Annotated in this window: 19 protein-coding genes and 1 pseudogene; 10 read left to right on the plus strand and 10 right to left on the minus strand. The window is 69.4% G+C overall.

Annotation, left to right across the window (positions count from 1 at the left end; all coding sequences use genetic code 11):
* Positions 1-35: 35 nt before the first annotated feature.
* A complete protein-coding gene (locus tag AB3M90_RS09295; RefSeq protein WP_412951663.1) occupies positions 36-1,361 on the minus strand; it encodes an alpha-hydroxy-acid oxidizing protein in 1,326 nt (441 codons plus the stop codon).
* 62 nt (positions 1,362-1,423) lie between these two features.
* Between AB3M90_RS09295 and AB3M90_RS09300 the strand changes: the two genes are divergently transcribed.
* Complete coding sequence (locus AB3M90_RS09300) at positions 1,424-2,866, plus strand: MFS transporter (RefSeq protein WP_412951664.1); 1,443 nt, start codon at positions 1,424-1,426, stop codon at positions 2,864-2,866.
* Positions 2,867-2,896: 30 nt separating this feature from the next.
* Here the strand turns inward: AB3M90_RS09300 and AB3M90_RS09305 are convergent, their stop codons facing one another.
* From AB3M90_RS09305 to AB3M90_RS09320, 4 genes are read right to left on the minus strand one after another with little or no spacing between them, the layout of a single operon-like run.
* Positions 2,897-4,780 (minus strand): ABC transporter ATP-binding protein/permease, encoded by a 1,884-nt coding sequence (locus AB3M90_RS09305; RefSeq protein ID WP_412951665.1) that lies wholly within the window; start codon positions 4,778-4,780, stop codon positions 2,897-2,899.
* A gap of 1 nt (position 4,781) precedes the next feature.
* The gene (locus tag AB3M90_RS09310; RefSeq protein WP_412951667.1) at positions 4,782-6,014 is read right to left on the minus strand and encodes a peptidoglycan-binding protein; all 1,233 of its coding nucleotides are present in this window, start codon (positions 6,012-6,014) and stop codon (positions 4,782-4,784) included.
* Positions 6,011-6,922, minus strand: coding sequence for a hypothetical protein (locus AB3M90_RS09315; RefSeq protein WP_412951668.1), 912 nt, complete (start codon positions 6,920-6,922; stop codon positions 6,011-6,013). Before AB3M90_RS09315 ends, AB3M90_RS09310 begins: the two co-directional genes overlap by 4 nt.
* Positions 6,913-7,380: a peptidase inhibitor family I36 protein gene (locus AB3M90_RS09320; protein WP_412951669.1), complete on the minus strand. Its 468-nt coding sequence runs from the start codon at positions 7,378-7,380 to the stop codon at positions 6,913-6,915. The genes AB3M90_RS09315 and AB3M90_RS09320 overlap by 10 nt, the downstream gene beginning before the upstream one ends.
* A 260-nt stretch (positions 7,381-7,640) precedes the next feature.
* On the opposite strand from AB3M90_RS09320, the pseudogene AB3M90_RS09325 reads away from it, so the two are divergent.
* Positions 7,641-8,207, plus strand: a pseudogene (locus AB3M90_RS09325) (MATE family efflux transporter); the annotation flags it as partial.
* A gap of 4 nt (positions 8,208-8,211) precedes the next feature.
* Here the strand turns inward: AB3M90_RS09325 and AB3M90_RS09330 are convergent.
* Positions 8,212-8,952, minus strand: a complete 741-nt coding sequence (locus AB3M90_RS09330) for a TrmH family RNA methyltransferase (protein WP_412951670.1) — start codon at positions 8,950-8,952, stop codon at positions 8,212-8,214.
* A 175-nt stretch (positions 8,953-9,127) separates the two neighbouring features.
* On the opposite strand from AB3M90_RS09330, the gene AB3M90_RS09335 reads away from it, so the two are divergent.
* From AB3M90_RS09335 to AB3M90_RS09360, 6 genes are all read left to right on the plus strand, one after another.
* The gene (locus AB3M90_RS09335) at positions 9,128-10,387 is read left to right on the plus strand and encodes an Nramp family divalent metal transporter (RefSeq protein WP_412951671.1); all 1,260 of its coding nucleotides are present in this window, start codon (positions 9,128-9,130) and stop codon (positions 10,385-10,387) included.
* Positions 10,388-10,406: 19 nt separating this feature from the next.
* On the plus strand, positions 10,407-10,709 hold the full coding sequence (locus AB3M90_RS09340) for a hypothetical protein (protein WP_412951672.1): 303 nt from the start codon (positions 10,407-10,409) through the stop codon (positions 10,707-10,709).
* Between the two features lie 14 nt (positions 10,710-10,723).
* The gene (locus AB3M90_RS09345; RefSeq protein ID WP_412951674.1) at positions 10,724-11,353 is read left to right on the plus strand and encodes a metal-dependent transcriptional regulator; all 630 of its coding nucleotides are present in this window, start codon (positions 10,724-10,726) and stop codon (positions 11,351-11,353) included.
* A gap of 61 nt (positions 11,354-11,414) precedes the next feature.
* The gene (locus AB3M90_RS09350; protein ID WP_412951675.1) at positions 11,415-12,227 is read left to right on the plus strand and encodes an HAD-IIA family hydrolase; all 813 of its coding nucleotides are present in this window, start codon (positions 11,415-11,417) and stop codon (positions 12,225-12,227) included.
* Between the two features lie 3 nt (positions 12,228-12,230).
* Positions 12,231-12,800: a YdeI/OmpD-associated family protein gene (locus AB3M90_RS09355; RefSeq protein ID WP_412951677.1), complete on the plus strand. Its 570-nt coding sequence runs from the start codon at positions 12,231-12,233 to the stop codon at positions 12,798-12,800.
* Positions 12,797-12,955, plus strand: a complete 159-nt coding sequence (locus AB3M90_RS09360) for a hypothetical protein (RefSeq protein WP_412951679.1) — start codon at positions 12,797-12,799, stop codon at positions 12,953-12,955. The genes AB3M90_RS09355 and AB3M90_RS09360 overlap by 4 nt, the downstream gene beginning before the upstream one ends.
* A gap of 9 nt (positions 12,956-12,964) precedes the next feature.
* On the opposite strand, the gene AB3M90_RS09365 is transcribed toward AB3M90_RS09360, so the two are convergent.
* The gene (locus tag AB3M90_RS09365) at positions 12,965-14,113 is read right to left on the minus strand and encodes an anhydro-N-acetylmuramic acid kinase (RefSeq protein WP_412951680.1); all 1,149 of its coding nucleotides are present in this window, start codon (positions 14,111-14,113) and stop codon (positions 12,965-12,967) included.
* 201 nt (positions 14,114-14,314) lie between these two features.
* Between AB3M90_RS09365 and AB3M90_RS09370 the strand changes: the two genes are divergently transcribed.
* Positions 14,315-14,665, plus strand: coding sequence for a hypothetical protein (locus AB3M90_RS09370; protein WP_412951681.1), 351 nt, complete (start codon positions 14,315-14,317; stop codon positions 14,663-14,665).
* A 19-nt stretch (positions 14,666-14,684) separates the two neighbouring features.
* On the opposite strand, the gene AB3M90_RS09375 is transcribed toward AB3M90_RS09370, so the two are convergent.
* Together AB3M90_RS09375 and pyrE are read right to left on the minus strand one after the other, a co-directional pair.
* The gene (locus tag AB3M90_RS09375) at positions 14,685-15,587 is read right to left on the minus strand and encodes an ROK family protein (protein ID WP_412951682.1); all 903 of its coding nucleotides are present in this window, start codon (positions 15,585-15,587) and stop codon (positions 14,685-14,687) included.
* Entirely contained in the window at positions 15,584-16,144 is a 561-nt protein-coding gene (gene pyrE, locus AB3M90_RS09380; RefSeq protein WP_412951683.1) for an orotate phosphoribosyltransferase, read from the minus strand. The genes AB3M90_RS09375 and pyrE overlap by 4 nt, the downstream gene beginning before the upstream one ends.
* Positions 16,145-16,181: 37 nt before the next feature.
* On the opposite strand from pyrE, the gene AB3M90_RS09385 reads away from it, so the two are divergent.
* Positions 16,182-17,039 carry an exodeoxyribonuclease III gene (locus tag AB3M90_RS09385; RefSeq protein WP_412951685.1) on the plus strand — a complete coding sequence of 286 codons (858 nt, stop codon included), beginning with the start codon at positions 16,182-16,184 and terminating at the stop codon, positions 17,037-17,039.
* Between the two features lie 153 nt (positions 17,040-17,192).
* On the opposite strand, the gene AB3M90_RS09390 is transcribed toward AB3M90_RS09385, so the two are convergent.
* Positions 17,193-17,846 carry a dihydrofolate reductase family protein gene (locus tag AB3M90_RS09390; protein ID WP_412951687.1) on the minus strand — a complete coding sequence of 218 codons (654 nt, stop codon included), beginning with the start codon at positions 17,844-17,846 and terminating at the stop codon, positions 17,193-17,195.
* Positions 17,847-17,894: the final 48 nt, after the last annotated feature.

Genomic DNA, 17,894 nt, shown 5'->3' on the forward strand with positions numbered 1-17,894 from the left:
CCCTCTTCGCCCGGTTCGAGGAATCGCCCACGCGATCACGCCTCACGCAGGGCGCTCCGATCGAGCTGCGACACGGACGTCAGGCCGGCGAGGCCGAGTGTGATGTCGAGCTCGGCGAGCACGTTGCGCACCACCTCGCGCACGCCCGCCTCGCCCGCGATGCCGAGTCCGTAAGCGTAGGGACGTCCGAGCGCGACGAGGTCGGCGCCGAGCGCGAGGGCGATCGCGGCATCCGCTCCTCCTCGTATGCCGGAGTCGAAGACGACGGGCACGCGGCCCGCGATCCGCTCGGCGATATCGGGCAGCACGGCGAGCGTCGGCACCGAACGGTCGACCTGACGGCCGCCGTGGTTCGAGACCCAGACCCCGTCGATGCCCGCGTCGACCGCGCGCGCGGCATCGTCGGGATGGACGATCCCCTTAAGGATGAGGGGCAGGCTCGTCCACTCCCGCGCCTTCGACAGGTCGTCCCAGACGAGAGCCGGCGTGGAGAACACCTCGAGGAAGGTCTCCACCGCCGCGCGCGGCAGCGGCGAGCGCAGACCATCGCGGAGCGAGCCGCCTCCGGTCAGCGCCGATCCCTTCTTCGCGATGGTGAGCGCCGCCGCGACGGCCTTCGGGGTCACCTTGACGGCGGCGGCATCCGCCTTCGGAGCGGCCGCGCGCTCGCGCACGAGCCGCTGGAACACGGGGTCGCTGGTGTACTGCGCGATGCCCATCCCCCGCGTGAACGGCAGGTAGGCGAGATCGAGATCACGGGTGCGCCAGCCCAGCAGGTGCGTGTCGAGGGTGACGACGATGGCCTCGCACCCGGATTCCTCGGCGCGGGTGAGCAGCGAGCGGTTGAGGTCGTCGGAGGCCGACCAGTACAGCTGGAACAGACGGGCGCCGTGCGGCGCGGCATCCGCCACCTGCTCCATCGGGAACGAGGCCTGGTTCGAGAGCGCGTACGGCACGCCGACGGATGCCGCGGCGCGCGCGACCGCCAGGTCGGCGTCGCGGTGCGCGAGCTCCATCACGCCGAGGGGGGCGAGCAGCAGGGGGGTCGGGCGCCTCCGCCCGAGGAAGTCGACTCCGAGGTCGCGCTCCGACACGTCGCGCAGGGGGCGCGGCCACACCTGCCAGCGGTCGAACGCCGCGCGGTTCGCCGCCATCGTGCGCTCCGAACCCGCGCCGCCCGCGATGTAGGCGAAGGCCTCGGCGCTCAGCGACCGGCGCGCCGCCCTCTGCAACGCGGCCGGATCGACGGGAACCGCGGGTTTCGCACCGCTGATGCCCGCGCGGTAGATGTCGGACTGGGTGCGCCGGGAGATGCCGCGGTGGGCGGCGGGATCGTCCGGAGCGACGCTGCTCGTGACCATGACGACATGCTAGTCAGAGCCGGCCGGCCCTCGGGGGTCGTCAGCGCCGATAGCCTGGGTCGGTGGGTGCGGACGACGACAGGGCCAGGAAGCGGCTCTCCCGCACCCCGCCGAAGTGGGTGGTCGTCGCCGTCCTCGCCTTCGCCGGCCTCTGCTCGTCGTTCATGTTCACGCTCGTGGTGCCGCTGCAGGCCGAGCTGCCGCAGCTGCTGAACGCCTCGCGAGAAGACACGACGTGGGTGGTCACGATCACGCTACTGGTCGCCGCCGTCGCCACCCCGATCTCGGGCCGCCTCGGCGACATGTACGGCAAGCGGCGCGTGGTGATCGTGCTGCTCTGTCTGCTCGTCGTCGGCTCGCTGATCGCAGCGCTCTCGGGGTCGATCGTCGGCGTGATCATCGGCCGTGCGCTGCAGGGCGCGGTCACCGGCGTGGTGCCGCTCGGAATCGCGATCATGCGCGACGTGCTCCCTCCCGAGCGCCTGGGAACAGCGGTCGCCCTCATGAGCGCGACCATGGGCGTGGGCGGGGCGATCGGGATGCCGGTGGCCGCGCTGCTCGCCGAGAACGCCGACTGGCACATGCTGTTCTGGCTGGCCGCCGCCCTCGGCGTCGTCGGACTGCTGCTGGTGCTGGTCGTCATCCCCGAAGACGTGCTGCGCTTCCCCGGCCGGCTCGACGTGATCGGCGCGATCGGGCTCGCGATCGGTCTGACCGGCATCCTGCTGTTCGTCTCCCGCGGCGCCGAGTGGGGCTGGACCGCACCGCTCACGCTGACGTGCATCGTCGGGGGCATCGTCGTGCTGGTGGTGTGGGGCTGGTATCAGCTGCGCACCGATGATCCGCTGCTCGACCTGCGCGTCGCGGCGCGTCCCGCCGTGCTGTTCACCAACGTCGCCGCGATCGGCATGGGATTCGCGCTGTTCGCGTCGAACGTGACGTTCCCGCAGCTTCTCGAGATGCCCGTCGGCACCGGCTCGGGCTTCGGGCTCGACATGGTCGCCGCGGCCCTGGTGATCATGCCGGCGGGCCTGGTGATGATGGTGATCTCGCCGCTGTCGGGCTGGCTCGAGCGCACCGTCGGCCCGCGCCCGCTGTTCACGGTCGGCGCAACGGCGATCGTGCTCGCCTACGTGTTCGTGCTGCTGTGGTCGAGCGAGGTGTGGCACGTCTTCGTCGCGAACATCCTCATCGGCGTGGGCATCGGCTTCACGTTCGCCGCGATGCCGATGATCATCATGCGCTCCGTCCCGGCGAACGAGACCGGCGCCTCCAACGGGCTGAACGCGCTGTTCCGCTCGATCGGCACGTCCAGCGCCTCCGCGGTCATGGGCGGGATCCTCGCCGCGATGAGCGTCGACGTGGGCGGCGTCGCCGTGCCCACCCGCGCCGCCTTCGACGTGTGCTTCTGGCTGGCGATCGCCGCCGGCCTGGTCGCCGTGGTGCTGTCGCTGTTCATCCCGAAGCAGCGCGCAGCGGAGCAGCATCCGTCCCTTCCGGGCTGAGGCGACCGCCGGATCGACGGCACCGTGGGCTCACGCGCGCAGATTCTCCGCCGGCCGGAGACGCGCTGCGCGGATCGAGGCGAGCCCCCCTCCGCCCGCGCCGACGAGCAGTCCGACGGCGATCGCGACGGGGAGCAGGATGAGGTCGAAGACCGGCGCCCATCGCTGGGTCAGGGTGACCGCGAGGATCGCGGCCATGCCGAGGACGAGACCCACGGCGCCTCCGACGACTCCGATGTACGCCGATTCCAGGGTGATGAGCTCACCGATCTGTCGATCGCGCGCCCCGAGTGCCTTGCGCATGCCGATCTCACCCCGACGCGCGTTGACGGCGAGGAGGGTGGCGTTCATGAGAGCAGCGATGGCGACGATGAGTGCCAGCAGTGTGAATGCCGTCAGGGTCGCCTGCACACCCTGCTCGACCTGTCCGCGAAGCTCCGCGGAATCCGTCGGAGCGACGACCGTGATCTTCTCGGGCTCGAACGGGTTCAGGGCGGCGGGGAGTTGACGGGCGATCTGCTGTGCCGCACCGGATGACGTTACAGCCAACAGGGTCACATCGACCGGGCCCCGCGAGGTGAGATCGTCGCGGGGACCGACGACCACCTCGCCGCGGAGCAGTGGAAGGCGAGAGGATTCGGTGATGATGCCCGCCACCACATAGGTGACCCCGTCGACGAGAATGGTCGGCGCTCCGGCGAGGCTGCTGAGCTGCAGGTCGTTCGCCAGGAGGTCGCCGATGAACGCCTCGCCAGGCTTCAGCCGGCCGTGATGCCATGGCGCCTCATCGATCGAGAGACGTGCCGCACCCTGGATGTCTCCGATGGCGACGTGAGGGCGGATCTGCCGAGCCTCGGCGAAGGTCGAGACGGTGCTGACATTGAGGCTGACGACGATCGCTGCGGCGTCGACTCCGCTCAGCTGCTCGATCCGCTCGGGAACCGCGTCGGGCGCGACGGAGTTCTCGACGGCCGTCGACCATGTCGCGGAGACCTCGCGGTTGAGGTGCGCGTCGAAAGTGGCCGAGACCTGGGCGCGAGCCGAGGATGAAAGCCCCAGGGTGGTGATCGTCAGCGCGACGGCGATGGCGACGGCGAGCCCCTGACCGATCGAGGCATACCTCCTCGACAGCACCGACGCCCACCCGTCGCGCAGCATGTCGACGAAGCGGATGCGGCCGTTCTCCGGCATCCGCTCGCCGTTCGGGGGCGGGGGGCTCGCGACGGCATCCGGCTCTCGCTCATCGGAGACGAGCGCACCGTCGGCGATGCGGATCACGCGCCGGGCACGCGCCGCGACCTCGGACGAGTGCGTGACGACGATGACGGTCGCTCCCGCGCGATTGAGGCGTTCGAGCTCGTCCAGGACCCGCGACGCGCTGATCGAGTCGAGGTTCCCGGTCGGCTCATCGGCGAGGATCAGCTCGGCGCCGGCGGCGATCGCTCGGGCGATGGCGATGCGTTGGCGCTGGCCGCCGGAGAGGGTCGACGTGCTCTGCCAGGCCCGACCGCCGAGACCGACCGACTCGATCGCGCGCAGAGCCTTCTCCCGCCGCTCAGCGCGTGGAACTCCCCGATACAGCAGATTCAGCTCGACGCTGTCGACCGCGGGTCTGGCCTCGAGCAGATGGAAAGCCTGGAACACGAAGCCGATCGTCCGAGCGCGCACACCGGCGGCACGGCGTCCGTCGCGCGCGCGGGTCTCCTCGCCGTCGAGAGAGTACGTGCCTCCGGTCGCATCGTCGAGCAGGCCGAGGATGTTCATCAGGGTGGTCTTGCCGCCGCCCGACGGCCCGACGATGGCGACGAACTCGCCCCGCTCGATGTCGAGGTCGATACCGCGCAGGGCCTCGACATCCGGTCGGCCGGGCGACGAATAGGTCCGTCGTACTCCCCGCAGCTGGATCAGTGCCACGTCAGCCGACTCGCACGTGCTCGCCCGACTCCAGGGCGCCGTCGTCGACCGGCTCGACGGCGACCTCGCCCTGAAGCGTGCCGAGCACGGTGACGGGGACCTCGATGAACGTCCCGTCCGGCTGCTTCTTCGTCAGCACGTTCTTCTCGGGGCCTCGATCCGACACCGCGAGAACAGGAACGATCAAGGCGTCTTCTGCCACGATTTGCTTGACCACGGTCACCCGTGCCCGCCCGGTCGAGACCGCCAACGGTGTCTTCGGCAGGACGGTGAAGGTGACCTCCGGCGCCGCACTCGCTTCCTGTTCGCCGGAGCTCTCCGCTTCGGCGGATTCTGCTGCGGTGTTCGATGAACGGATGTCGCCCACCGCGCCTTCGATCTCGGCACCATCCACGGAGATCGTCGCCACATCTCCCGCCACCACCTCGCCGAGATCGCTCACCGGCACCGTGATCGTGACGACGAGATCCGCCGACCCGAGGATGAAGTCGGGTTGCCCCTCGACGGCCAGTCTCTGCCCGACCTTCAGGCCTTGGACGACCTGGACGGTGTTCGCGGGGAGTGCCTGGATCTCGGTGAGCGGAACGAAGCCTTCCGTGGTCGGCTGTGCCGCGCCGGATTCTTTCGCGCCGTCGCCCTCCTCGGCGTCGTCCGGCTTCGTGTCATCCGGCGCCGGGACCGTCGCACTGCGCGTGGGCGCCTCGTACCCGCTGTCCCGGTACCAGCGCGCGACAGCGGCGGCGGTCTCACTGCCGAAGCGCCCGTCTGCCGCAACCGGATAGGAGCGCGCCGCGAGGGCGGTCTGCAGCGCCGCGATGTCGGGACCGCGGTCACCGACACCCATATCGCGATAGAAGGCGAAGGGCGACTGCACGCCGAAGAGGGGGCGACCGTTGATCTCGGTGAGCACGTGCCCCGTTGACGCCGTCGCTCCCACCTCCAAGGGGCGTCCGGTGACGACGGCGAGGGAGGCATCGGAAGGAGCGATCACGGTCACCGGAGTCTGCGTCGACGGTCCGACCTCACCGGTGAACTCCACTTCTGCAGCGAGAGATCCCCGGGTGACCTCGGCCAACACCGGGCCGGGCGGGGGCGCCTTCGCATCGGCCTCTCGCTGCGCTGCCGACTGGAACTGCGTGGCGAACCAGAACCCGGCACCGATGACGCCGACGACCGAGATCGCAGCGATCGCGATGACCCATCGCGGCCGCCCGGACTTTCCCGCCGCGGTCACGGGGCTTCCGGCGCGTTCTCCGCCACGATCGTGAGCAGCATCTTCTTCCGTTCCACGGCCTCTGCGCGAATCCGCTCGAGCTTGTCGCGGTTCTCGGCCACGAGCTTCTGCTGCTCCTCCCAGTTCTTCTCGTAGGTGATAGCGGCCAGGTCGCTTGATTCTCGACATTTCGCGTCGGCGACGGCGGCAGCGATCTCTTCGACGGAGGGCTCCGGAGTCCCACCCGTGATCGCGCCCCACTCCTGAGCGACAGAGCTTGGGGGCATCTCAGTCCATGGATCACGCGGGAGCGTGAAGTCGACCTGGGGGGCCAGACACTCTCGCCATGCTTGAGTGGCATTCTGCACGGCTTCGTCCTGCTCGACGACTTTCTGCGCCTGCGTATACAACTCGGATATGTAGTTCTGTCCGTCGAAATTGACGAACGGATCTTCGTCGCGACTCCGCACTTCGTCCGAGCAACTTTGAAGCGCATCATCCAGCTCCTGGTTCGGGAAATATGCGTTCGTCGTGGACACGAATTCCGACCACAACAACGCACTTTCCTCATTCTCCAAGCGAGCGAAGTGATAGCCCCACTTCTTTGCGATCTGCAGGTTGAAAAGGCGCACGCCGAGTTTGTTGAAGTCTTCAGGGTGGGGATATTCAGTGTCTTGCCACGGGACAGGCCACTTGTGCCCCTGGGACGTGAGACAATTGGCGATCAACAATTGTTCGGCGTAATTGTCAAGCTCGACCGAGTACACGTGGAACTCACTCAACGGCATTTTCCAGGTAGCGCGATCCTTGGCACCGGCGTCCTCTTCGACTGCAGCGGCCGAACACCCGACGGCGATCGCAGCAAGGAGCAGACCAAGCCCGGCCAGCCCGAAGGACCCGCCGGGCTTGCGTCGCCGAATTACAGGCACAGAGCGGTTCCCTTGCTATTGAGCGTTCCGCTGAAGTACCCCGATTCAATGTCGTCGTTGTAGCCCCCCAGATTCGCACTTCCGGATCCTCTGGGAAGCGCCAGCGGCTTTCCTCCGGTCTGGATAGAGCCTCGGTACAAGTAGGAGGTCTGGTGTCGACCATTATTGAAAGCAGAAGACGCTACGTTCTTGTAGGTCCGCCATCCGATGGCCATGTTGTCGACACAATTTAGGAACCTGTGCGTGGAAGGTTGCTGCCACACATCATTTCCATAATTGTAGCCTGAATAGCTACACGTGTATCCAGCACCACAATCGCTCGGCGCTGCCGCCGCCGGTCCCGCGAACGCGAACACCCCCGCACCTGCGAGTGCGATCGCGACGAGAGAACCCGCCGCCTTTCTCTTCAACCCGTTCACGTGCACCACAATTACCCCCCGGTAAGTGACAGATATCATCGACCTTCGTGATCGACAACTCGAAGGTAACCAGCACCAACCGGCATAGCAATATATAGCGCCCACGCACCCGAGCAACCTCCGCCCGGACGTCGCCGGCGCGGTCACGGGGCTTCCGGCGCGTTCTCCGCCACGATCGTGAGCAGCATCTTCTTCCGTTCCACGGCCTCTGTGCGAATCCGCTCGAGCTTGTCGCGGTTCTCGGCCACGAGCTTCTGCTGCTCCTCCCAGTTCTTCTCGTAGGCCGCCGCGCTGAGACCGTGGCGACGGGCATCGGCACCGAAGAGCTCGCGGGCTGGCAGATCGTCTTCACGATCTTCTCGGCGGCCGCGTTCGCTCTCGACGCGCTCGCGATCGCCGCCCAGGCGCTCATCGGCAAAGAGCTGGGCGCCGGCGACGAGCAGCAGGTGCGGCGCGTGCTGGGGCGCACCGTGGCCTGGGGCGCCTGGTTCGGCGTCGTGGTCGGCGCTCTGATCGCCGCGCTCTCGGGCGTGCTCGGTCTCGCCTTCACGGGTGAGCCGGCGATCGCCGCCCTCGTGCAGCCGGCGCTGATCGTGCTCGCCGTCGCTCAGCCGATCGCCGGTGTGGTGTTCGTGCTCGACGGCGTGCTGATGGGAGCGAACGACGCGCGCTACCTCGCGATCGCCGGAGTGCTCAACCTGGTGCCGTTCCTTCCCGCGCTCGCGATCATCGCCTCGATCGGCGTCGACGGCGCGGCCGGTCTGGTGTGGCTCGGTGTCGCCTTCTTCGGTGTATACCTGCTGGCCCGCCTCGCCACGCTGGGCTGGCGCGTGCGGTCCGGACGCTGGCTCTCCGCCACCGCCTGATCGATCACTGCGCGTACCGGCGGCACCACTCGTACATGATCACGGCCGCCGCCGCGCTGGCGTTGATGGAGCGCGTCGAACCGTACTGCGTGATCTCGACGTGGGCGGATGCCGCGGCGAGCGCCTCGGCCGACAGGCCCGGCCCCTCCTGGCCGAAGAGCAGAACGCACGAGCGGGGCAGGTCTGCGCGATCGACCGGCACCGCGCCGTCGACGTTGTCTACGGCGATGACGGGGAGTCCCTCCCCCGCGGCCCAGGCGGCGAAGCCCTCGACGTCGTCGTGATGCACCACATGCTGGTAGCGGTCGGTGACCATGGCTCCGCGCTTGTTCCAGCGTCGACGGCCGATGATGTGCACGGTGTCGGCGAGGAAGGCGTTGGCGCTGCGCACGATCGATCCGATGTTCAGGTCGTGCTGCCAGTTCTCGATCGCCACGTGGAACGGGTGTCGCCGGGTGTCGAGATCGGCGACGATCGCCTCCATCCGCCAGTAGCGGTACCGGTCGATCACGTTCCGGGTGTCTCCGGCCGCCAGCAGCTCGCGGTCGTACTGCTCCCCTGCGGGCCAGGCGTCCGGCCCTCCGGGCCACGGGCCGACGCCGTACCCGGGTTGCGCGACCGACCCCGGGTGCGCCGCGGGCTCGGCATCCGGCGCAGCATCCGGCTCGGCATCCGGCGCAGCATCCGGCTCGGCATCGGGCGCAGCATCCGGCGCAGCATCCGGCTCTGGCGTCTGCTCATCCATCCCGCCAGGCTATCCGGCGGTGCAGATGTCGGGAGTCTGCCCGGATGTCGGGCGGAACGGGCGATTCCGCCCGACATCCGGGCGATCTCCCGACAAGTGACACCCGCCACTACTTTTAGGCAAGCCGAAAACGAGCTATGGTTTCGGTGTGCCGAAAACTTCGTCCGTCGAACTGATGCCCCCCGCGCACACAGCGCCGCCGCGCATCGTCTGGCTGCTCGGCCCCGCCCTCGTGGCCGGAGTGGCCTACCTCGACCCGGGCAACGTCGCGAGCAACATGACCGCAGGAGCCCAGTACGGCTACCTCCTCGTCTGGGTCGTGCTCGCGGGCAACGTGATGGCGTGGCTGATCCAGTACCTCTCGGCCAAACTGGGCGTCGTCACCGGCCGGAGCCTCCCCGAAATGCTCGGCACCCGTCTGCGGCGCCCCTGGGCTCGCCGTGCCTACTGGCTGCAGGCCGAGCTCGTGGCGATGGCCACCGACCTCGCCGAGATCATCGGGGGCGCCGTGGCGCTCAACCTGCTGTTCGACGTGCCGCTGCTGCTGGGCGGGCTGATCACGGGCGCGGTGTCGATGATCCTGCTCGCGGTGCAGAGCCGCCGCGGCGCCCGGCCGTTCGAGTTCGTGATCATCGGCCTCATGCTCATCATCACCGTCGGCTTCGTGGCGGGCGTCTTCGTCGCCCCTCCCGACCCGGCCGGAGTGGTCGGCGGCATCGTTCCGCGTTTCGAGGGGACCGGGTCGGTGCTGCTCGCCGCGTCCATCCTCGGAGCGACCATCATGCCGCACGCCATCTACGCCCACTCCTCGCTGGCACGCGACCGGTTCGGCGCCACGAGTGCGCGCGGCGACGTCGAGGCCGAGCGCACCGGCGCCGCCCGCATCCGGCGACTGCTTGCGGCGACGCGCTGGGACGTCTCGATCGCCATGGTCATCGCGGGTTCGGTCAACCTCGCCATCCTGCTGCTGGCCGCGGCCAACCTCGCGGGCGTCGAGGGCACCGACACCCTGGAGGGCGCGCACGCCGCCCTGGCCGACGGCCTCGGTCCGGTCGTGGCGACCTTCTTCGCCGTGGGACTGCTCGCCTCCGGTCTCGCGTCGACGTCGGTGGGCGCCTATGCGGGCGCCGAGATCATGCAGGGTCTGCTGCACGTGCGCATCCCGCTGCTCGCCCGGCGCCTGGTGACCCTGATCCCGGCGCTCGTCATCCTCGGCATCGGCGTCGACCCCACACTCGCCCTCGTGCTCAGCCAGGTCGTTCTCTCGTTCGGCATCCCGTTCGCGCTGATCCCCCTCGTCGCGCTCACCGCGCAGAAGCGCCTGCTCGGCCCCTGGGCAAACCGGGTCTGGACGACCACCGCCGGCGCCGTGGCATCCGTTCTCCTCATCGTGCTCAACGGGGCCCTGCTCTGGCTGGTGCTGACCGGCGCGTGACCCCGGATAGGCTCGGAGCATGTCTGCCGAAACCGCCCGACGCACGGTCCGCATCCTCACCTGGACGGGCTTCGCGACCGGCGTGATCGGCGGTGTCCTCATCGCGTTCCCGAAGGTGCTGCCCGTCGGCGGCCCGTGGGTTCAGCTCGCCCTCGGCATCGCCACGCTCGTGCTCGCCTTCCGCGCCCGCAGGATCGGCATCGCCGACGTGCCCGGTTTCGACGGACGCCTGTCTCTCGCCGCGGCCCTGCTCGGGTTCCTCGTGGTGTTCTTCGCGGGCCAGGTCGCCTTCGGCCTCCTCGTGGCCGTCGCCAACCCCTGATCTAGACTGGCCCGGTGGCATCCCCGGCAGCAGACGATTATCTGAAGACGGTCTACGCCCACACCGAGTGGCAGGACGCCCCCATCACCCCCTCGGTGCTCGCCGCGAAGCTCGGGATCGCTCCCTCTTCGGTCACCGAGATGGTCAAGAAGCTGGCGGCGGCGGGACTCGTCTCGCACGTGCCGTACGGCGCCGTGCGACTGACGGATGCCGGAACGCAGCGGGCGCTCATGATGGTGCGGCGTCACCGGCTGATCGAGACCTGGCTCGTGCAGGAGTTCGGCTACCGCTGGGACGAGGTGCACGACGAGGCGGAAGTGCTCGAGCACACGATCAGCGATCGACTGCTGGAGGGGATCGACGCGCGGCTCGGCCGCCCGCGGTTCGATCCGCACGGCGACGCGATCCCGGATGCTGCGGGCACGGTGGACCGCGAGCCGTTCGTGCTGCTCGCCGATGCGCCCACCGGGCACGCGGCCCGGGTGCTGCGCGTCGACGACCGCGATCCCGAGCTGCTGCGCGCGCTCGAGGCCGCCGGACTCACCGTCGGCGCGGAGCTGCGGGTGCTCGAGCGCGGCATCTCGATCGGAGGGCGGGAGATCGCCGTCGACGGAGCCGCCGACGCCGTGTGGATCACGGCCTGACCGCCTTCCCGTTCCGCACTCGGCGAGCCGAACGGAAACCTCGTCCGCCTAGGCTGTGCACATGGCACAACGAGACGACATCGAATGCTGGCTCACCGACATGGACGGCGTGCTCGTCCACGAGAACGACGCCATCCCCGGTGCGGCGGAACTGCTGGCCGGGTGGGAGAGCGCCGGCACGCCGTACCTGGTGCTGACCAACAACTCGATCTTCACCGCTCGTGACCTGTCGGCACGTCTGCGCACGAGTGGCCTGAACGTCCCGGAGGAACGCATCTGGACGTCGGCGCTCGCGACCGCGTCGTTCCTGCAGCAGCAGCTTCCGGGCGGCTCGGCGTTCGTCATCGGCGAGGCCGGGATCCTCACGGCTCTGCACGACGCCGGCTTCATCATGACCGAGACGAATCCCGACTTCGTGGTCGTCGGCGAGACACGCAACTACTCGTTCGAGGCGATCACGAAGGCGATCCGGCTGATCGGGGGCGGAGCGCGCTTCATCGTCACGAATCCCGACGCCACCGGGCCGAGCGTCGACGGCCCCCTGCCCGCGACGGGCGCGATCGCCGCGCTCATCACGAAGGCGACCGGCAAGCAGCCGTACGTCGTCGGCAAGCCGAACCCGATGATGTTCCGTTCCGCGCTCAACAAGATCGGCGCGCACTCGAAGCGCACGGGCATGATCGGCGACCGCATGGACACCGATGTCGTGGCGGGCATCGAGGCGGGCCTTCACACCGTGCTCGTGCTCACCGGCATCAGCGACCAGGTCGAGATCGAGAAGTACCCCTTCCGGCCCGACGAGATCGTGCAGTCGGTGGCCGATCTCCTCCCGCGCATCACCGACACCATCCCGACGGTCACGACGGGGCGATGACGGATGGGCGCGCTCGATGACGGGGAGCGGATCAGAGCGGCCGACGCAGAGACCTGGCGGGCCTGGCTCCACGACAACCACCGACGCATCGGCGGCGTCTGGCTGCTGAGCGTCCGGGGAGGCGGCGCAGAGGGGGTCGGCTACGAGGATGCCGTGCGTCAGGCCCTCTGCTTCGGATGGATCGACGGGCCCGTGCGCACGTTCGACGACGGGACCGTGGGGCAGTGGTTCTCGCCCCGGCGCCCGGGGAGCGGATGGGCGGCCACCAACAAGGCGCGCATCGTCGAGCTCGAGGGGCAGGGGCTGCTCGCGCCGGCCGGCATCCGCGTGATCGAGGTCGCGAAGGCCGACGGATCGTGGACCCTGCTCGACGGACCCGAGGCGGGTGTCGAGCCCGAGGAGCTCCGCTCGGCCCTCGACGCCCTCCCCGCCGCCCGGGCGAACTGGGACGCCTTCCCGAAGTCGGTGAAGAAGTTCGCACTCACGCACATCGCGATGGCGAAGCGACCGGAGACGAGATCGGCGCGCATCGCGAAGATCGTGACGGATGCCGCGGAGGGGAAGCGCCCATGAGCCAGACCGACGTGCTGTTCCTGGTGGTGTTCCTGATCCTCCTCAGCTCGCTGATCGTGTTCGTCGTGCAGTTCGTGCGCTCGCATCGCGGCGGGACCGACGAGGACCGCGGCGGCTGGTGGGAGGGCCCCTGGGACGACGATCCGAAGAGGTGACGTCGCGGATCAGCGCAGTTCGAGGCTCGTGATCGCGGCGACCGGCTCGGGCAGGCGGAGCGGGCCCGCGCCCGGGGTGATCGACCCGAGGATGCGCGGCTCGCGGGCGCCGGTCGCTCCGGGCAGTACTGCGGCGACGCCGTGCAGGGTGCACCAGCCGATCAACGCGAACAGGATGGCCTCCTTGCCGTCGACGGACGCGCCGAGTCCGTCGGAGGAAACGATCTCGACGCGCGGGAGTGCCGTGCGCAGCCCGTCCATGATCAGCGGGTTGTGACACCCGCCGCCCGACACCGCGAGGAAGTCCACTCCGCGGGCGTCGATGTCGCGCGCGACGGTCTGCACCGTGAGCTCGGTGAGCGTGCGCACCACGTCGGGGATCGAGACGTCGCGTCCGGCGAGGTGCCCGCGCACGTAGTCGAGGTGGAAGTGCTCCTTGCCCGTGCTGCGCGGCACCGGCAGGGCGTAGTACGGGTCGTCGAGGAGCGCCCGCAGCAGCTCGTGGTCGACGGCGCCCGAGCGCGCGACGGCCGCGTCGACGTCGTAGCCTGCGGGGTGGAGGCGCTCGGCGACGACGACCGCGTCGATCAGCGCGTTCGCCGGGCCGATGTCGTATGCCGTGACCGACTCACCGACCACGGTGAGGTTGGCGATGCCCCCGAGATTGAGCGCTCCGGAGATCCCCGGACGGCCGCGCAGCAGCAGCTCGTCGAGGAACGACACGAGCGGAGCGCCGTGGCCGCCGGCGGTGATGTCGCGGATGCGCACGTCCGACACCACGGGCACGCCGACGGCTTCGGCGATCCACGCGGGCTGCCCGATCTGGAGGGTGCCGCGGGCGCGGCCCCCGTCGATCCAGTGATAGACCGTCTGACCGTGCGTGCAGACCGCGTCGACGCCGCCGACCGTGGCCGCGGCAGTCGTCGCGACGGCGGCGAAGGCCTGACCGATCAGGGTGCCGAGCTCGCAGATCTCCGCGAGCGTGGTCGAGGCGGGAGGCAGAGCGTCGACGAGACGTGCGCGAAGCTCAGGAGCGTAGGGGGCGCCGGACTCGTGGAGCACCGTGCCGCGAACGGCGCCGTCCTGCTCGACGAAGTCGACCACGACCGCGTCGATTCCGTCGTGAGAGGTGCCGGAGAGCAGTCCGAGTACGCGCATGGAGGTCCTTCCGTCGATGATTCGAGCGTACGGGGCCTGACGTCGGCGGAAGGGACGGGGGCCCCGACCCTCTCTGCACAACCAGCTGCGCAGCGAGGTTCTGCACAATCTCCGGTCCGTGGAAGCCCTGATCAACCGTTATATCGGTCGATCAGCCTAGAGTTCTGGTGCATCCCCCACACGAGGCCGCAGGATAGGAGCATGTTCGTGTCCGCAGAGACCCTGGCGATCGTCGTGAGCGCGCTCGGCGTCGTGCTCACGCTCGGGACGACGCTCTTCGCCGGCTTCGCCTGGTTCCTGCGTCGACTCGACGAGGTCGAACACAGACTGGGCGCGCGCATCGACGAGATCGAACAGAGACTGGGCGCGCGCATCGACGAGGTCGAACAGAGACTGGGCGCGCTCGCCGGAGAGGTCGTCGAGGTCGAACACAGACTCGGCGCCAGACTCGGCGCCCGCATCGACGCGCTCGCCGGAGAGGTCGTCGAGGTCAAGATCGCCGTCGCGCGACTGGAGGGCCCTCCGCGCCACCTGGTCCTGGCCGCCCGCTGAGCGGCATCCCCTCCTCCCGCTATCGCAGCACGAGAGCGGCGGCGCCGATCAGCGGCCCTTCGTCTCCGAGCCCCGAGCGCACGACGCGGGCACGCCGCGAGTACTCGTGGGCGGCACTCGCGGTGAGCGCCTGCTGCACGAGGTCGATGTAGTCGCCGGAAACCCTCGAGAAGCCGCCGCCGATGGCGATCATGTCGAGATCGACGAGGGTCGCGGCATCCGCCAGCGCCTCGCCCACGGCCTTCGCCGAGCGCTCGATGGCCGCGCGGGCGACGGCGTCTCCGGCGGCCGCATCGCGGGCGAGGTCTTCGCCGGTCGATCCGCTCCACCCCTGCTGCTGCGCCCACTGCGCGCTCGCCGGGCCCGAAGCGATCTCCTCGAGCGTCAGCCCTCCCTCACGACGCACCTGCCCCAGGTGGCCGGCGTTGCCGGTGGCACCGGGGATGTATGCGCCGTTCACGACGAAGCCGCCGCCCACGCCGGTCGACACGACGATGGAGAGCGACGCGCCGGCGCCCTGCGTCGCACCTCGCCACGCTTCGGCGAGCGCCAGGGCGCCGCCGTCGTGGCCGAGCACCGTGCGCACGTCGACCCCGCGGATCGCGGACGCGGCGGAGTGCACGGATGCTGCGAGGCCGAAGCCCCGCGCGAGCGGCATGTTCACCGGCATGATCGCACCCGCCGCGCGGTCGATCGGACCGGCGCTCCCGACCCCGGCGCCCACGAACTCGCCGTCGTCGGGCAGCACCGCGAGTGCGTGCGCGACGACGGCCCGCACTGAAGAGGTCAACGAGTCGAACGTCGCCTCCCGCCCGGTCGCCTGCCGGCTGCGGCTGCCCGCGACCAGCGAGCCGTCTTCGGCGACGAGCGCGGCCTCCATCTTCGTGCCGCCGATGTCGACGGCCAGGGCGTAGCGGGTCACTGCGGGTCGAGCCCGAGATCGTCGAGGTCGAAGGCCGCGCGCCATTCGAGCCCCTCGGCTTCGACGGCCGCCTGCGCCCCGGTCTTCCGGTCGACGATGACGGCGACCGCGACCACCTCGGCGCCCTCCTTGCGGAGCGCCTCGACCGCCTTCAGCGCCGACTGCCCCGTGGTCGACGTGTCCTCCACGACGACCACGCGCTTGCCCGCGACGTCGGCGCCCTCGATCTGGCGTCCGCGGCCGTGGTCCTTCGGCTCTTTGCGCACCACGAACGCATCGAGGGGCCGTTCGGTCGCGACGGACGCGTGCAGCACCGAGTTCGCGATCGGGTCGGCGCCGAGCGTGAGCCCGCCGACCGCCGCGACGTCGAGGTCGGAGATGAGGTCGAGCATGATGCGACCGATGGCGGGGGCCGCCCGGTGGTCGAGGGTGAGCCTGCGCATGTCGACGTAGTACGTCGCCTTCTTGCCGCTGGAGAGGGTGAAGTCGCCGTGGAACACCGCCTCGTCGGTGATGAGGTCGAGGAGCGTCTGGCGGTCTGCGTCGAGTGCGGTCACGGCATCCAGTGTAGGAGGCACGCCCTAGGCTTGACGCATGCGCTTGGCCACCTGGAACGTCAACTCCATCCGCACTCGCGTCGCCCGCACCGTCGAGTTCGCCGTGCGGGAAGACATCGACGTTCTGGCGATGCAAGAGGTGAAGTGCAAGCCCGAGCAGTTCCCCTACGCGCCGTTCGAAGAGGCCGGGTACCACGTCGAGGTGCACGGACTGAATCAGTGGAACGGGGTCGCGATCGCCAGCCGCCTCCCGATCACCGACGTGCGCACGGCTTTCGACGGGATGCCGGGCTTCGCGAAAGGGCATGAGGGGCCGGATGCTCCGCAAGAGGCGCGTGCCCTCGGCGTGCTCGTCGACGGTGTGCGCGTGTGGAGCCTGTACGTGCCGAACGGCCGCTCGCTCGACGACCCGCACTACATCTACAAGCTGCACTGGCTCGACGCGCTGAAGAAGGCGACGGCCGCCGAACTGGCGGCGAGCCCCGACCTGCCGCTGGCGCTCGTCGGCGACTTCAACATCATCCCGTTCCCGCACGACAACGGCGACCCCGCGATCGTCGAGGGCGTGTCCACGCACGTCTCACCCTTGGAGCGCGCCGCGTTCTTCGCACTCGAAGAGGCCGGGGTGACCGACGTGGTGCGCCCGCTCCTGCCCGAGGGGTACACCTACTGGGACTACCAGCGGCTCAAGTTCCCGCGCAACGAGGGCATCCGCATCGACTTCGTCCTCGGGTCGCGCACGTTCGCCGACGCGGTCACGGGCGCGTCGATCCACCGGAACGAACGCAAGGGCGAGCAGCCCAGCGACCACGTCCCCGTGGTGGTCGACCTCGACGGTGCCCGTCTGGGAGCGGGCAGCGCCGACGACGACGACCTTCCGATGATCTTCTCCTGACCCTTCGACAGGCTCAGGGACCCACTTCGACAGGCTCAGAGACCCACTTCGACAGGCTCAGGGACCCACTTCGACAGGCTCAGGGACCCACTTCGACAGGCTCAGGGACCCACTTCGACAGGCTCAGGGACCCAGGATCCCTCCGGATGTGCGTCAGTCGTCGAAGGTCCCGACCTCCGGCTTCCGGTCGGTGCGCCCGTATCGCAGCAGCGTGACACCCTCGGCGTCACTCGCGGCGGGCTCGAGGAGTGTGAGCACCGAGGGCAGCGCACCGTCGTCGAACACCTTCTTGCCCGAGCCGAGCAGGATCGGGTAGACCCAGAGGTTCAGCTCGTCGAAGAGCCCCTCGGCGAGCAGCGTGTGCACGAGGTCGACGCTGCCGATCACGTGCACCTCGCGGTGACGCGCGCGCAGGTCGGCGATCTCCGCGCCCAGGTCGGCGCCCACCCGCGATGATCCTTCCCAGTCCAACGACATCCCGGCATCCCGCGTCGCGACGTACTTCGGGACCCGGTTGAACAGTCTCCCGATGTCGCCCGACTCCCCTTCGGTGTGATGCGGCCAGTACGCGGCGAAGATGTCGTAGGTGCGTCGGCCGAGCAGCAGCGCGTCGAGACCCTGCATCCCCTTCTCGACCTCGGGGCCGACCGCCGATGACGGGTGCCCCGCCTGCCAGCCGCTGAAGTGGAAGCCGCCCGACGTGTCTTCGTCGACGCCTCCCGGCCCCTGAGCGACACCGTCGAGCGTCATGAAGAGGTCGATGAGGATGCGGCCGGATGCGGGATCCGGCGATGGCGACGTGCTCACGACAGTGCTCCTTCTGCAGACATCCGCGGACGGGATGCTGGCATCCTG

The organism is Microbacterium martis (assembly GCF_047246685.1).
GTDB lineage: Bacteria > Actinomycetota > Actinomycetes > Actinomycetales > Microbacteriaceae > Microbacterium.